At 64.0% G+C, this 14,878-nt stretch carries 11 protein-coding genes; 8 read left to right on the top strand and 3 right to left on the bottom strand.

Going from position 1 to position 14,878, the window contains the following annotated elements; all coding sequences use genetic code 11:
• The first annotated feature begins 16 nt into the window (after positions 1–16).
• The 5 genes from KPL81_RS01770 (at position 17) to KPL81_RS01750 (ending at position 6,459) form a co-directional block, all read left to right on the top strand.
• Entirely contained in the window at positions 17–934 is a 918-nt protein-coding gene (locus KPL81_RS01770) for a quinoprotein relay system zinc metallohydrolase 1 (protein WP_219790437.1), read from the top strand.
• A 205-nt stretch (positions 935–1,139) separates the two neighbouring features.
• Complete coding sequence (locus KPL81_RS01765) at positions 1,140–2,909, top strand: PQQ-dependent methanol/ethanol family dehydrogenase (RefSeq protein ID WP_219790436.1); 1,770 nt, start codon at positions 1,140–1,142, stop codon at positions 2,907–2,909.
• 268 nt (positions 2,910–3,177) lie between these two features.
• The gene (exaC, locus tag KPL81_RS01760; RefSeq protein WP_219790435.1) at positions 3,178–4,698 is read left to right on the top strand and encodes an acetaldehyde dehydrogenase ExaC; all 1,521 of its coding nucleotides are present in this window, start codon (positions 3,178–3,180) and stop codon (positions 4,696–4,698) included.
• Between the two features lie 163 nt (positions 4,699–4,861).
• The gene (gene adhP / locus KPL81_RS01755) at positions 4,862–5,890 is read left to right on the top strand and encodes an alcohol dehydrogenase AdhP (protein WP_219790434.1); all 1,029 of its coding nucleotides are present in this window, start codon (positions 4,862–4,864) and stop codon (positions 5,888–5,890) included.
• A 149-nt stretch (positions 5,891–6,039) separates the two neighbouring features.
• A complete protein-coding gene (locus KPL81_RS01750) occupies positions 6,040–6,459 on the top strand; it encodes a secondary thiamine-phosphate synthase enzyme YjbQ (RefSeq protein ID WP_219790433.1) in 420 nt (139 codons plus the stop codon).
• Between the two features lie 7 nt (positions 6,460–6,466).
• On the opposite strand, the gene dauA is transcribed toward KPL81_RS01750, so the two are convergent.
• Together dauA and betT are read right to left on the bottom strand one after the other, a co-directional pair.
• On the bottom strand, positions 6,467–8,212 hold the full coding sequence (dauA, locus tag KPL81_RS01745) for a C4-dicarboxylic acid transporter DauA (RefSeq protein WP_219790432.1): 1,746 nt from the start codon (positions 8,210–8,212) through the stop codon (positions 6,467–6,469).
• Between the two features lie 158 nt (positions 8,213–8,370).
• Positions 8,371–10,419 carry a choline BCCT transporter BetT gene (betT, locus tag KPL81_RS01740; RefSeq protein ID WP_219790431.1) on the bottom strand — a complete coding sequence of 683 codons (2,049 nt, stop codon included), beginning with the start codon at positions 10,417–10,419 and terminating at the stop codon, positions 8,371–8,373.
• A gap of 479 nt (positions 10,420–10,898) precedes the next feature.
• Here betT and KPL81_RS01735 point away from each other — a divergent pair, with 479 nt between their 5' ends.
• From KPL81_RS01735 to KPL81_RS01725, 3 genes are all read left to right on the top strand, one after another.
• Complete coding sequence (locus KPL81_RS01735) at positions 10,899–12,122, top strand: TRAP transporter substrate-binding protein (protein ID WP_219790430.1); 1,224 nt, start codon at positions 10,899–10,901, stop codon at positions 12,120–12,122.
• Between the two features lie 109 nt (positions 12,123–12,231).
• Positions 12,232–12,828, top strand: a complete 597-nt coding sequence (locus KPL81_RS01730) for a TRAP transporter small permease subunit (RefSeq protein WP_240549049.1) — start codon at positions 12,232–12,234, stop codon at positions 12,826–12,828.
• Complete coding sequence (locus KPL81_RS01725) at positions 12,825–14,144, top strand: TRAP transporter large permease (RefSeq protein WP_219790429.1); 1,320 nt, start codon at positions 12,825–12,827, stop codon at positions 14,142–14,144. Before KPL81_RS01730 ends, KPL81_RS01725 begins: the two co-directional genes overlap by 4 nt.
• Before the next feature lie 83 nt (positions 14,145–14,227).
• Here KPL81_RS01725 and KPL81_RS01720 read toward each other — a convergent pair whose 3' ends face one another.
• Positions 14,228–14,872, bottom strand: a complete 645-nt coding sequence (locus KPL81_RS01720) for a hypothetical protein (RefSeq protein ID WP_219790428.1) — start codon at positions 14,870–14,872, stop codon at positions 14,228–14,230.
• Positions 14,873–14,878: the final 6 nt, after the last annotated feature.

Below are 14,878 nucleotides of genomic sequence, written 5' to 3'. Positions count from 1 at the left end.
TTTCTTATCGCGGCTCATGGCTCCGATACTTGTTGGCCTGGCGTGTGCCACGGCACAGGCTGGGACGGACTATGCCCTGGAAGCCATGGAGATCGAGCCAGGCGTATGGGTCGTGGAGGGCAGCACGGAGAACTTCTCGCGCGAGAACGGGGGCAACATCGTCAATACCGCCTTTCTCGAGACCGGGGCCGGGGTAGTGGTCATCGACACGGGGCCCTCGAGACGCTACGGCGAAGCGCTAAAACGTCTGATCGAGGGTACTACGCATGAACCCATCACTCATGTCCTGCTGACTCACCACCATCCCGATCATGTCTTCGGCAACCAGGCCTTTGATCCCGATACCCTTTACATGCTCGATACGGCTAAAGAATTGCTGCGACGGGACGGTGAGGCGTTCGCCGACAACATGTATCGCCTCGTCGGTGACTGGATGCGCGGCACCGAGATCATCATGCCGGAAAAGACCCTGCACCCCGGCGAGTGGGAAGTGGGAAACCGTCGCCTGCATCTGCTCGAATTTACCGGCCATACTGGCTCCGACCTGGTGGTCTTCGATGAGGAGAGCAAGGTTCTTTTTGCCGCCGATCTCGTATTTCATGACCGAGCATTGACTACACCGCAGAGCCCCGGTCTGACAACCTGGATAGAGGATCTCGAGCTGCTGGAAGCGCTGCCTTTCCGCTGGCTGGTGCCAGGTCACGGCGCGCCCAGCATGGGCAATATGGCGCTGCAGCAGACGCGTGATTATCTCGCCTGGCTGGACGAAGCATTGACCCGTGCGGCGTCCGAGGGATGGAGTATGACGGAAGTCACTGCAATGGACATACCATCTCGGTTCGATGCGCTGGAAGGGAGTCGCTACGAGCTGACCAGAACGGTGACGCACCTCTATCCAGCTTACGAGAAGGCCGCTCTCATGCTCCTCGAATGAGTCCCGACATGGTTCTCTAATGACGTGACGACCGCAGCATGGCTGCGGTTTTTTCGTAAGCGCAGGTCTTACTACCAAGGGACGAAGGAAGTCGTCCAAGAGGTTCATTGTTGATCGTTCAACGCCCGCCAAGAATGACGAAAGGGTTGGAAAGGCCTTACGGCCTTCGGCAAAAACGCATGACAAGAGAAGCGAGAATACAACCATGACATATCGCTCGATCAGCACACGATTTACCCTTGGCACCCTGGCCATGGCAGTCTCTCTCGGCGCCCAGGCGGTAACCGACCAGGACATCCTCAACGACCATGCCACCGTCGACGACGTGGTGACCTATGGCATGGGCCTTCAAGGCCAGCGTTACAGCAGCCTCGACCAGCTCAATGCTGACAATGTCCAATCGCTGCAGCCGGTATGGGCGTTCTCGTTCGGCAGCGAGAAGATGCGCGGTCAGGAGTCCCAGCCGATGATCAAGGATGGGGTCATGTACGTCACGGCCTCCTATTCGCGCGCCTATGCGATCGATGCCCGTACCGGCGAGGAAATCTGGCAGTACGACGCGCGCCTGCCCGACGGCATCATGCCTTGCTGCGATGTGGTGAACCGCGGCGGTGCGCTGTACGACGACCTGTTCATCTTCGGCACTCTGGACGCCAAGCTCGTCGCCCTGAACAAGGACACCGGCAAGGTCGTATGGGTCAAGCAGGTCGCCGACTACCAGGAAGGCTACTCGATCACCGCGGCGCCGATCATCGTCAACGGCAAGCTGATCACCGGCGTTTCCGGTGGCGAGTTCGGCATCGTCGGCAAGGTCGAAGCCTACGACCCCCGAACCGGCGACCTGCTGTGGACGCGGCCCACCGTCGAAGGCCATATGGGCTACGTCTACCAGGACGGCGAAGCCGTCGAGAACGGTATCTCGGGGGGCGAGGCGGGGCTTACCTGGCCCGGGGACATGTGGGAGACCGGCGGGGCCGCCACCTGGTTGGGAGGCACCTATGACCCTGATACCGATACGCTGTTCTTCGGCACCGGCAACCCGGCGCCCTGGAACTCTCACCTGCGCCCCGGCGACAACCTGTTCTCCTCGTCGCGCCTGGCGATCGATCCCAACGACGGCAGCATCAAGTGGCATTTCCAGACCACCCCCAACGATGGCTGGGATTACGATGGGGTCAACGAACTGATTTCGTTCGATTACGAGCAGAACGGCGAGCTGGTCAGGGCGGCAGCAACCGCTGACCGCAACGGCTTCTTCTATGTGCTCGATCGCACCGACGGCAGCTTCATCCGCGGCTTCCCCTTCGTCGACGAGATCACCTGGGCCGAGGGGCTCGACGAGAACGGTCGGCCGATCTATACCGAAGGCGGGCGTCCGGGCGATCCTGCCGCTACCGAGGAGGATAAGGGCGAGCCGGTGCTGGCGCGCCCGGCCTTCCTCGGTGGCAAGAACTGGATGCCGATGGCCTACAACCAGACTACCGGTCTATTCTACGTGCCCTCCAACGAGTGGTCCATGGATATCTGGAACGAGCCGGTCTCCTACAAGCGGGGCGCGGCCTACCTCGGCGCCGGTTTCACCATCAAGCCGGCCAACGAGGAGTTCATCGGGGTACTGCGGGCGATCGATCCGAGCACCGGCGAGGAGGTCTGGCGCCACGAAAACCGCGCACCGCTGTGGGGCGGGGTGATGACGACCGCCGGCAACCTGGTCTTCACCGGCACGCCCGAGGGCTACCTGAAGGCGTTCGACGCCCGCACCGGCGAGGAGCTGTATCGCTTCAACACCGGCTCGGGCGTGGTCGGCACGCCGATTACCTGGGAGATGGACGGCGAGCAGTACGTCTCCGTTGCCTCGGGCTGGGGCGGGGCGGTGCCGCTGTGGGGCGGCGAAGTCGCCAAGGTGGTCAAGGACTTCAACCAGGGCGGCATGTTGTGGACCTTCAAACTGCCTAGCGAAAACGGCGCGCAGTGACCCATGAGCCTGCCGGGCTCCATGCGGGCCTGGCAGACTACGACCAAAGACCCTCTTCAACACCCCCAACGAAGGATAAGGCACACCCCCCAAGGTTATCTACACTGCGAACTGAGGTCGGTTACGCCAACGGGAACCACTGGCGCACCGGATCAGCAAAGCAGGGGGACACCAGGCAGGAAAAAGCATTCGGTGATCGCGCAGTTGTCAGCCAGCGCTGCCTTCTGCCACCACAGAGCAACGACAACGCAACCCAGGAGCATCCATCATGATCTATGCCAATCCCGGTCAGCCCGGTTCCGTCGTTTCCTTCGAATCGCGCTACGGCAACTACATCGGTGGGGAGTTCGTACCGCCGGTAAAGGGGCAATACTTCGACAACGTCAGCCCGGTCAACGGCGAGGCGTTCTGCCAGATTCCCCGCTCCACCGCCGAGGACATCGAAAAGGCGCTGGACGCCGCCCATGCCGCCGCTCCCGCCTGGGGCAAGACCTCCGCCACCGAGCGCAGCAACATCCTGCTCAAGATCGCCGACCGCATCGAGCAGAACCTCGAGATGCTGGCCGTGGCCGAGACCTGGGACAACGGCAAGGCGGTACGCGAGACGCTCAACGCCGATCTGCCCCTGGCCGTCGACCACTTCCGCTACTTCGCCGGCTGCATCCGCGCCCAGGAGGGCACAGCGGCAGACATCGACGCCAATACCGTCTCCTATCACTTCCACGAGCCGCTGGGCGTGGTGGGGCAGATCATCCCGTGGAACTTCCCGCTGCTGATGGCGGTATGGAAGCTGGCCCCGGCGCTGGCCGCCGGCAACTGCGTGGTGCTCAAGCCCGCCGAGCAGACCCCGGCCTCGGTGCTCGAGCTGATGAAGCTGATCGGCGACCTGTTGCCGCCGGGCGTGGTCAACGTGGTCAACGGCTACGGCGCTGAAGCGGGCCAGGCCCTGGCCACCAGCAAGCGCATCGCCAAGATTGCCTTCACCGGCTCCACCCCGGTGGGCGCGCACATCCTCAAGTGTGCAGCCGACAACATCATTCCCTCTACCGTGGAGCTGGGCGGCAAGTCGCCCAACATCTACTTCGCCGACATCATGGATGCCGAGCCGGCCTTCATCGAGAAGGCGGCGGAAGGGTTGGTACTGGCCTTCTTCAACCAGGGTGAGGTCTGCACCTGCCCATCACGGGCACTGATCCAGGAGAGTATCTACGACACCTTCATGGCCAAGGTCATGGAGCGGGTGCAGAAGATCAAGCGCGGCAATCCGCTGGATACCGATGTCCAGGTCGGTGCCCAGGCCTCCCAGGAACAGTTCGACAAGATCATGTCCTACATGGACATCGCTCGCGAGGAGGGCGCCGAGTTCCTCACCGGCGGCGACAAGGAGAGCTTCGACCCGGCCTACGACAAGGGCTACTACATCCAGCCGACGCTGCTCAAGGGCAACAACAAGATGCGCGTGTTCCAGGAGGAGATCTTCGGCCCGGTGGTGGCGGTGACCACCTTCAAGGACGAAGAAGAGGCGCTGGCCATCGCCAATGACACCGAGTTCGGCCTCGGCGCCGGCGTGTGGAGCCGCGACATCAACGTCGCCTTCCGCATGGGTCGCGGCATCCAGGCCGGCCGCGTGTGGACCAACTGCTACCATCAGTACCCGGCGCATGCCGCCTTCGGTGGCTACAAGAAGTCCGGCGTCGGTCGCGAAACCCACAAGGTCGCGCTCGAGCACTACCAGCAGACCAAGAACCTGCTGGTGAGCTACGACATCAACCCGCTCGGCTTCTTCTGAGCCAGCCTGTTCTGAACCACCCCTGCCGCCCGGCCCCTGTCGGGCGGCTTTCTGTCCCCTTTCTAGAGAGTGGCCAACCACTCCAGGCCCTGGCGATTACATTGATTCCGTCGGTCGGCAGCCTGCCGCCTGGCACGACAGGATAGATAAGGAGAGCAAGGCAATGGACAAGACGATGAAAGCCGCCGTGGTACGCAAGTTCGGTGAGCCGCTTGCCATCGAGGAGGTCGAGGTGCCGCGGCCCGGTCCCGGCGAGGTGCTGGTCAAGATCGCCGCTTCGGGGGTGTGCCATACCGACCTGCACGCCGCCCACGGTGACTGGCCGGTCAAGCCCAGCCCGCCTTTCATCCCCGGCCACGAGGGCGTGGGCCATGTGGCCGCCGTCGGTGCCGGCGTCAAACACGTCAAGGAAGGTGATCGTATTGGTGTGCCCTGGTTGCACTCCGCCTGTGGCCACTGCGAGCACTGCCTGGGAGGCTGGGAGACCCTGTGCGAATCGCAGCAGAACACCGGCTACTCAGTCAACGGCGGCTTCGCCGACTACACCCTGGCAGTGGCAGACTACGCCGGCCATCTGCCAGATAACGTGGGCTTCGTCGAGATCGCTCCGGTGCTGTGTGCGGGCGTTACCGTCTACAAGGGGCTCAAGGTCACCGATACCCGGCCTGGCCAGTGGGTGGTGATCTCGGGCATCGGTGGTCTCGGACATATGGCGGTGCAGTACGCCAAGGCCATGGGCCTCAACGTCGCCGCCGTCGATATCGACGATGCCAAGCTGGCGCTGGCCGAACGACTGGGGGCTAGCGTCACGGTCAATGCGGCCAAGACCGACCCGGTGGCCTATCTCAAGCAAGCCATTGGCGGTGCCCACGGCGTGCTGGTCACGGCGGTGTCTCCCAAGGCCTTCGAGCAGGCCCAGGGGATGGTGCGCCGTGGCGGCACCATTTCGCTCAACGGCCTGCCCCCCGGTAATTTTCCATTGCCTATCTTCGAGACCGTGCTCAACGGTATCACCGTGCGTGGCTCCATCGTCGGTACCCGCCAGGACCTGCAGGAGTCGCTGGACTTCGCCGGTGAAGGCAAGGTCAAGGCCACGGTAAGCACCGACCGTCTGGAGAACATCAACGACGTCTTCCAGCGTCTTCACGAAGGCAAGATCGAAGGCCGGGTGGTGCTCGACCTGGCCGGCTGAAACGAATGCTCTCTCGTCGTCAATCGCTGGCGGCTTTCAGGCGCGACCCAGGTCGCGCTTTTTTTATGTCCGACTTGGGACGGGGCCGGCTGAACCACTAGCATGGTCGCTTATACTGAACCGTTGTCTGCACGACGAGGGAAAACGCCATGTGGCATCAGCAGGAACTGCGCCTGGCGCCGCGTTCGCGCGGCTTTCATCTGATCACCGACGAGATCGCTGGAGCGCTGGATAAGTTGCGTGAGGTAGAGGTCGGCCTGCTACACCTGCAGCTGCTGCATACCTCGGCCTCGCTGACCCTCAACGAGAACGCCGACCCGGATGTGCGCCACGACCTCGACGCCTTTCTGCGCGAGCGCATCCCGGGGGACCTGCCCTATTTTCGCCACACCCTGGAGGGGCCCGACGACATGCCGGCGCACGTCTGCGCCAGCCTGCTTGGCACCCAGCTTACCCTGGCGGTGCGCAACGGTCGCCTGGCGCTGGGTACCTGGCAGGGTATCTGGCTCGGCGAGCATCGCGAACATGGCGGGTCGCGGCGGTTGATCGCCACGCTTCAGGGCGAGTAGCTCGGCATCAGGTAGTCGCTGCGGCCAGCCAACGCTGTGCCAGCCGCCGGGCCTGAGCCGGCTGACGTACGGCGGCTAGCCGGCCGGCCTGGCGTTTGACACCGGCACGCTTGAGCTTGAGTACCATGCGCGGCGGCATGCCGACGAAAATCAGCCCCACCTGGCGCGTGCCCAGCTCCTCGACCAGCGACTGCAGGGCAACGATGGCCGTTGCGTCCAGGCTCGGTACGTCGCGCATGTCGAGCATCACCACGCGGACCTCGGGATCGACCACTCTCAGCGAGGAAACGGCCTTCTCCGCCGCGCCGAAGAACAGCGGGCCGTTGACGTCATAGAGCGCCACCTGGCGCGGCAGGTCGTGGCTAGCATCGTCACCACCCGGCTCGAGGCGTCGGGCGTGGGTCAGGTGGGCCATGCGGCGAATGAACAGCGCCGCAGCGAGGCCGATGCCCACCGCCACTGCCAATACCATGTCGAACACCACCGTGAGCAGGAAACAGATCACCAGTATCGCCACGTCGCTGCCTGGCGCGCTCTTCAGGATATGCATGAAGTGGCGCGCCTCGCTCATGTTCCAGGCGATGACGAACAGCAGCGCGGCCAGCGCTGCCATTGGCACCAGGGCGAGCACGCCGGCCAGCGCCACCACTGCCAACAGCACCACCAGCGCGTGCACGACCGCCGCCAGCGGCGAGACTGCGCCGCTGCGGATGTTGGTGGCCGTACGTGCCAGCGCCGCGGTGGCAGTGATGCCGCCGAAGAAGGGGGCGGCCATGTTGCCCAACCCCTGGCCGATAAGCTCGGCGTTGGGGTCATGGCGGGTGCGGGTCAGGCCGTCGGCCACCACCGCGCAGAGCAGCGATTCGATGGCCGCCAGCATGGCGATGGCCAGCGCCGGGCCGAGCAGCTCGCGAATCAGGGCGAAACTCACGCTGAGCGGTGCCCCGTCCGCTCCCGGCAGGCGCCAGGGCAACAAAAGCTCGGGCGCGAAGGGCGGGATGCCGCTTCCAACCTGACCCTGGTATTCCCAACTGAAGCGCGAGGCGATGGTCTCGATCTCCACGCCCAGTGGTGCCACGGCGAGCGCTGCCAGCGTGCCCACCGTCAGGCCGACCAGCGGCGCCGGCAGCGGCAGCTTCAGGCGTGGCCACAGGATCAGCGTGGCCAGCGTGAGCAGCCCGACGCCGAGCTCGGCAGGCGCCAGCGAGGGCAAGGCACGGACGATGGCCGCCAGGTTGTGCAGCGTGCTGTCGCCCAGCGCGACGCTCTCGAGCCCCAGGAAGTCGGGCAGTTGCAACAGGGCGATCACCACGGCGATGCCGGCGGTGAAGCCGAGCACCACCGGATAGGGCACGAACTGGATCAGGTTGCCCAGCCGGGCCAGCCCCAGCGCCACCAGGATCAGGCCGGCCATCAGAGTGGCGATCAGCAGCCCGCCGAGGCCATGACTGGCGACGATGGGAAACAGGATCACCACGAAGGCGGCGGTGGGGCCGGAGATATTGAACCGCGAGCCGCCGGTCAGCGCGATGACGGCACCCGCCACCATCGCGGTGTATAGCCCGTGCTGGGGCGGCACGCCGGTGGCGATGGCCAATGCCATGGAGAGCGGCACCGCGACGATGCCGATGGTCAACCCGGCCAGCAGGTCGCGCTTGAGTTCGGCCAGGCCATAGCCTTGGCGCCAGGCGGCAAGCAGGGCACTGCCGGGCAGCGGGGGCCGGTAGCGGGTGGAACGTCGTGAGCGAGCCATGGCGGTACCGAATGGAAGCAAGGTAACGATGACGTTACTCCTGCATATTGCGGCGCCACAAGCCGGCCAAGGTCTAGGCCATGCCCGTAAACTGTCTGCGCTTGCAAACAAAACGGCGACACCCGAAGGATGCCGCCGTGGCGAGGGAGAATGCTCGATCAGGCCGGGCTGGCGTCGAGTGGCGGTTCGCCTACCGCTCCCGGCATCGCCTGCACGTTGCCGCCCTGGTCGGTCAGGGCCAGGAAGTGCAGGTGGCGCTCGTATTCCGAGAGCACGTCGGCGATCACCTGGCCGCGGGTGAAGCCGTTGAGATCCTTCTCCTGGCCGCCTTCGGCGAGGTAGACGTCGAGCCGCAGGTAATAGTCGTCGTCCGCCGGCAGGAAGCTCGGCGTGCGCATACGATGCGGGCATACCTGATAGACGAAGCTCGCCGCATTCTCCAGGTCCACCTGCAGGGTCAGGCTGGGGAGCGATTCGCCCTCCAGTTGTTCCTCGGTCACGTTGGCCTCCTGGCCACGGCTCTCGAGTTCCTGAGCGAACTGCGTCAGCGCCGGGCGAATGGCATGCTCGATGGTGGCGGCGGCGCCGGCACGGTTGGAGACGTCGAGGGCGCGATCGAGGCGCTCGCGCCAGTCGCCGCCTGGGGCGGTACCGGCGATGCGGCGGCGCGCCTCGGCCTTGCTGCCTTCCAGCTTGAGCGCCTTGTACATGCCGACCATGATGGCGAAGATCACCAGCGAGAAGGGCAGGGCGGTGATCACCACCGCACTCTGCAAGGCGTTGAGCCCCCCGGCCATCAGCAGAGCGACGGTGACCAGGCCGATTACCGCCGACCAGAAGATGCGCAGCCTGATCGGCGCGTCATGGTTCACGTCGGAGAGAATCGAGGTGAAGTTCGCCAGCACCAGCGCGCCGGAATCCGCCGAGGTGACGAAGAACACGATGCCCAGCACGGTCACCACGGCGGCGGTGACGCCGACCCAGGGGTAGTATTCGAGCAGCGTGTACATGGTGGTCTGCGGCGTGTTCAGCGCCTGCTCGCCGAGTTCGGCAACGCCCTGGTTGGCGACCAGTTCGATGCCGCTGTTTCCGAATACCGACATCCACACCATCATGAAGGCCAGTGGGATGAACAGCGCGCCGGCAACGAACTGGCGAATGGTACGCCCACGCGAAATGCGTGCCAGGAACAGGCCGACGAACGGCGTCCAGGCGATCCACCAGCCCCAGAAGAAGATCGTCCACCACATCTTCCACTCGTTGGCGCCTTCACCGGCGAAGGCGTAGGTGTCGAAGCTCTTGGCGACGAAGCTCGTGAAGTAGTCGCCGGCGTTGTTGACCGCCATGTCGAGCAGCCGCAGGGTGTGGCCCTGGAACAGCACGAACAGCAGCAAGGCCAGCGCCAACAGCATGTTGAACTCCGACAGTCGACGTATGCCCTTCTCCACGCCACTGACCACCGAGATGGTGGCGAGCACGATCACCAGCACGATCAGGATCACCTGGACCGAGAGGCTCTCGGGCACGTCGAACATGTAGTTCAGACCGTAGTTGAGTTGCATCACGCCGATGCCGAGGCTGGTGGCGATGCCGAACACGGTGGAAATGACGGCGGTGATGTCCACGGCATTGCCGATGGGGCCGTGAATTCGCTTGCCGAGCAGCGGGTAGAGCGCGCTGCGGATCGCCAGCGGCAGGCGATGGCGGTAGCTGAAGTAGGCCAGGGCCATGCCCATCAGCACGTAGAGCCCCCAGCCTGACAGCCCCCAGTGCATGAAGGTCTGCACCACGGCGTAGCGCATTGCCTCCTGGCTTTCGGGGGTGAGGTCCGGTGGTGCCAAGTAGTGAGCCACCGGTTCGGCGACGCTGAAGAACAGCAGGTCGATACCGATGCCGGCGGCGAACAGCATCGCCGCCCACGACAGCGTCGAGAACTCGGGCCGCGAGTGATCCGGGCCCAGGCGGATCCGGCCGAAGCGTGACATGCCGATGGCGACGACGAAGACGAGGTAGGCCAGTACCGCCAGCATGTAATACCAGCCGAAGGTCTCGCTGACCCAGGCCAGGCCGGCGTCGAAGAAGGCGCCGGCTTGTTCGGTAAAGCTCATGGTGAGCACGAGGAAGACCAGGATCCCGGCGACCGAACCGTGGAACACCACAGGGTTGAGTCGGTCGCGTCGCTCGGTAAGGGGTAGGTTATGCGCCATGCAGGCGTGCTCCTTTCAGGGATGAATGACCCTTCCCGCCGATTCCTTGCCGAGACGCGCTGAGGATTGTTCCTCGCAATCGAAAGCACGCCTGAAGATAACCCAGTGTTTTCAGGCCTGACGCAGCCATTCACGGTCATGTAGGGACACGGCCACGTGTGTCTGGGATGGCGTCAGGACTGACGACTCCGGCGGGAAGCCGTTCTTTGTTTTTTTGAATGAACGTTCAAATAAAATACGCACTTTACCTTTGCCCTTCAACCCTGCGTTAACAGATTCGGCAACAACGTTAATAGAACATAGGAAGCGGCGCTTGCGCCTGCGCTTACCCAAGCTATACCTGATATAGCCGACTGCGCTTCAGGGAGAGAGCACGCTGTGTCAGCACCTGACAGGGAGGCTTTCGGGACGACTGCGTGATCGGCCTGTGCCGGTTCAGGCAGCCAGAAGTACAACGACAATCGTTTCTGGAGTATCCGATGGTTCATGACAAGAACACGCCCATGGCCCAGGCCGATGGGCAAAGCGCCAGCGACAGCGACAGCAACAGCAACTCCACCGACAACCCGTCCACCCGCACTTCGCGGCGCCGCTTCCTCACCGGGTCGGCGGCGGCGGTGGGGGCCGGTGCCGCCGCCGCAGTGGGCTTTCCCAGCATTGCCGTGGCCCAGACCACCACGCTGCGCTTCCAGAGCACCTGGCCCAACCAGGACATCTTCCACGAGTTCGCCGCCGATTATGTACGCATCGTCAACGAGATGTCGGGCGGCCGGCTGCGGCTTAACCTGCTACCGGCCGGTGCCGTGGTGGGCGCGCTGCAGCTGCAGGATGCGGTCATCTCCGGGGCGCTAGATGGCGGCCATGGCGTGACGGCCTACTGGTACGGCAAGCACAAGGCCTTCTCGCTGTTCGGCACGCCGCCGCCCTTTGGTTGGGATGCTCATCAGTTTCTTGCCTGGTTCTGGAACAGCGGTGGCATGGAGCTCTACAACGAGCTGCTCGCCAACCTCGAGCTGCCGCTGGTGGGCTACCAGACCGGTCCCATGCCGACCCAGGCGCTGGGCTGGTTCAAGGAACCCATCGCCAGCGCCGAAGATCTGCGCGGGCTCAAGTATCGCACCGTGGGCCTGGCCGCCGACCTGATGCGTGAGTTCGGCGCGGCGGTGACCATCATGGGCGGTGGGGATATCGTGCCGGCCATGGATCGTGGCCTGCTCGACGGTGCCGAGTTCAACAATCCATCCTCGGATCGCCTGCTCGGCTTCCCCGACGTCAGCAAGACCTGGATGCTGCGCAGCTACCACCAGGACTGCGAGGCTTTCGAGATCATCTTCAACAAGACCAAGCACGACAGCCTGCCGGAGGAGTTCCAGGCCATCCTGCAGTACGCCGCCAAGGCGGCTTCCTCCGAGATGTACTGGAAGGCCATGGAGCGCTACCCGAAGGATCTGCAGGCCATGCGTGAGGAGCAGGGGGTACAGACCTACATCACCCCCGACTCGGTGCTTCAGGCGCAGCTCGATGCGTGGAATACGGTGATCGAGAACGAGTCCCAGGACCCCTTCTTCAAGAAGGTCATCGACCATCAGCGCGAGTACTGCGAGCGCGTGGTCGGCTGGCATCTCGAAGGGACGGCACCCAAGACGCCGGCGTACCGCCACTTCTTCGGCAAGGAGCCGACCGACACCTCGACCATCCTGTAAGCCGCCGGGCCTGCGGGCCCGGCACCCTGTTATCCCGGTGCAGGATGCTGCCGGGTTCGAGTCCGTGCCGCGCCATCCCGTGGGTGGCGCGTGGAGGTGAGAGGTGATCATGCGTTTCGTGTTCTTCATCGACCATCTCAGCACGTGGGTGGGCAAGGCTTTCGCCTGGGCGATCCTGCTGCTGACCTTCGTGGTGAGCTATGAGGTCTTCATGCGCTACGCCCTGGGAGCGCCGACCACCTGGGCCTACGACACCAGCTACATGCTCTACGGCACGCTGTTCATGATGAGCGGGGCCTACGCGTTGGCGCACAACGCCCATGTGCGTGCCGACGTGGTGTCGCGCTACTTCTCGCCGCGCTGGCAGGCGGGCGTCGAGTTGGCGCTCTACCTGCTGTTCTTCTATCCCGGCATCCTGGCGCTGGTGTGGAGCGGCTGGGACTTCTTCAGCGTCTCGTTTCGCCAGGACGAGCACAGCTCCTTCACCCCGGGCGGACCGCCGATCTGGCCCTACAAGTTCGTCATACCGGCGTGCGCCACCTTCCTGGCGATTCAGGGCATGGCCGAGGTGACGCGCTGCTTCCTGTGCCTCAGGCATGGCAAGTGGCCGCTACGCCTTGAGGATGTCGAGGAGATCGATATTCCCGTCAACAAGGAGGCCGAGATCAAGACCGCCCAGCAGGAGCCAGGAGACAAGCAGCCATGAGCGAACCGCAAATCGGTATCATGATGCTGGGCATGCTGGTCATCCTGATCATGCTCGGCTTCCCCATCGCCTTCACGCTGATCGCCATGGGCATCGGCTTCGGCTACTTCGCCATCGGCGACATCATCTTCCCGTTGCTGGTGCAGCGTGCCTACGGCGTCATGTCCAACGATGTGCTGATCGCCGTGCCGCTGTTCCTGTTCATGGGCTACATGGTGGAACGGGCCAACATCCTCGACCGCCTCTTCTCCAGCCTGCAGCTCGCCGCACGCGGCATGCCGGCCTCGCTCGCCGTGGCTAGCCTGATCACCTGCGCGCTGTTCGCCACCGCCACCGGCATCGTCGGTGCAGTGGTAACACTGATGGGGCTGCTGGCGCTGCCGGCGATGCTCAATGCCGGCTACGACAAGCGCATGTCGAGTGGGGTTATCTGTGCCGGGGGTTGTCTCGGCATTCTGATACCACCGAGCATCATGCTGATTCTCTACGGGGCAATGGCGGGGGTCTCGGTGGTGCGCCTCTATGCCGCGGCACTGATCCCGGGACTGCTGCTGGCGGGGCTCTACATCCTCTACGTGATGGGGCGGGCCATGGTCAATCCCAAGGTGGCCCCCAAGTTGCCGCCGGAGAGCCTCGACGTGCCGCTAAAGGAGGTCTACTGGGGGCTTTTGACCTCCTTCATACCACTGTTCGTGCTGATCATGGCGGTGCTCGGTGCCATTCTGTTCGGCCTGGCCACCCCCCATGAGGCGGCCGGCATCGGCGCACTGGGGGCTATCGTACTGGCCGCGGCCTACCGGCAGTTGACCTTCGCCCGGCTGCGCGAGGCAGTGTTTCTTACCGCCCGCACCAGCGCCATGGTGTGCTGGCTATTCGTCGGCTCGTGGATCTTCTCCTCGGTGTTCTCGCTACTGGACGGACACTCGCTGATCGAACACTGGATCAGCGGTCTGTCGCTAACGCCGTTGCAGTTCCTGCTGCTGGCGCAGTTGATGATCTTTCTGCTCGGCTGGCCGCTGGAATGGACCGAGATCATCATCATCTTCGTGCCGATCTTCCTGCCGCTACTGCACATGTTCGGCATCGATCCGCTGTTCTTCGGCGTACTGGTGGCGCTCAACATCCAGACCTCGTTCCTCACGCCGCCCATGGCCATGTCGGCCTTCTACCTCAAGGGCATTGCGCCCAAGGGCATACAACTGGGCGACATCTTCATCGGCATCGCGCCGTTCCTGCTGATGGTGTTCGTCGCCATGTTCATCCTCTACATGGTGCCGGGCATCGTGTTCTGGTTGCCGGGGGTGCTCTATAACTGAGTCTTTCTCGACGCCCATCACACGGAACGCAGCGGGCCCGGCGCAATGCCGGGCCCGCTGCGTTTCACCGCCTTGGCCATCGCTCATCCGCGGTGGCGTTCGCCGTGATGCTTGCCGTGCCCGTGGGGGTGGCGGGGCTGCATGAAGGCTTCGAGGGCGGCGATCTGCTCATCGGTGAGCACCTCGCCGAGGGCTTCCCGATGCCCGGCACGCAGCGCTTGCCATGCCTCACGGCGTTCTGCACGTGAGTCGAATTCCTGATTGCGCAGCTCCTGCATGTCGGCATACAGGGTTTCGCGCAGCTCGGTCAGCCGCTCACGCTCCTCGTCCGAGAGTTCCCAACTGTCGACCAGGGTGGTCAGGCGCTCCTGCATACCCTGATGGCGCTCGCCGTGCCTCTCCTGGTGCATGTCGCGCTTGGCCTCGCGCAGGGCTTCACGCTGCTCCTCGTCGAGGATCTCGTCCATGCGCTCACGGTGCCGTTCGTGCAGCTCACGCAGCGCCTGCATGTGTTCACTGTGGGCTTCTTCCAGGGCACTGCGGGTCTCCTCGTCGAGGCCGGCGTGCTCGAACAGTTCCTGGCGGCGCTCCTCGAAGCGCTCGTGGCGCTGCTCGTGCCAGCCGCCTTCGCCCTGGCCGGGAGCGGCCATCGTAGCCAGCGACAGGGGGGCGATGGCTACGGCAAGCAAGGCGGGAATCAGCAGATTACGGGTAATGGGACGGCGCATTTCGGT

It is taken from the genome of Billgrantia antri (assembly GCF_019430905.1).
GTDB classification, from domain to species: domain Bacteria; phylum Pseudomonadota; class Gammaproteobacteria; order Pseudomonadales; family Halomonadaceae; genus Halomonas; species Halomonas antri.
This window is presented reverse-complemented; position numbering and strand designations above follow the sequence as displayed.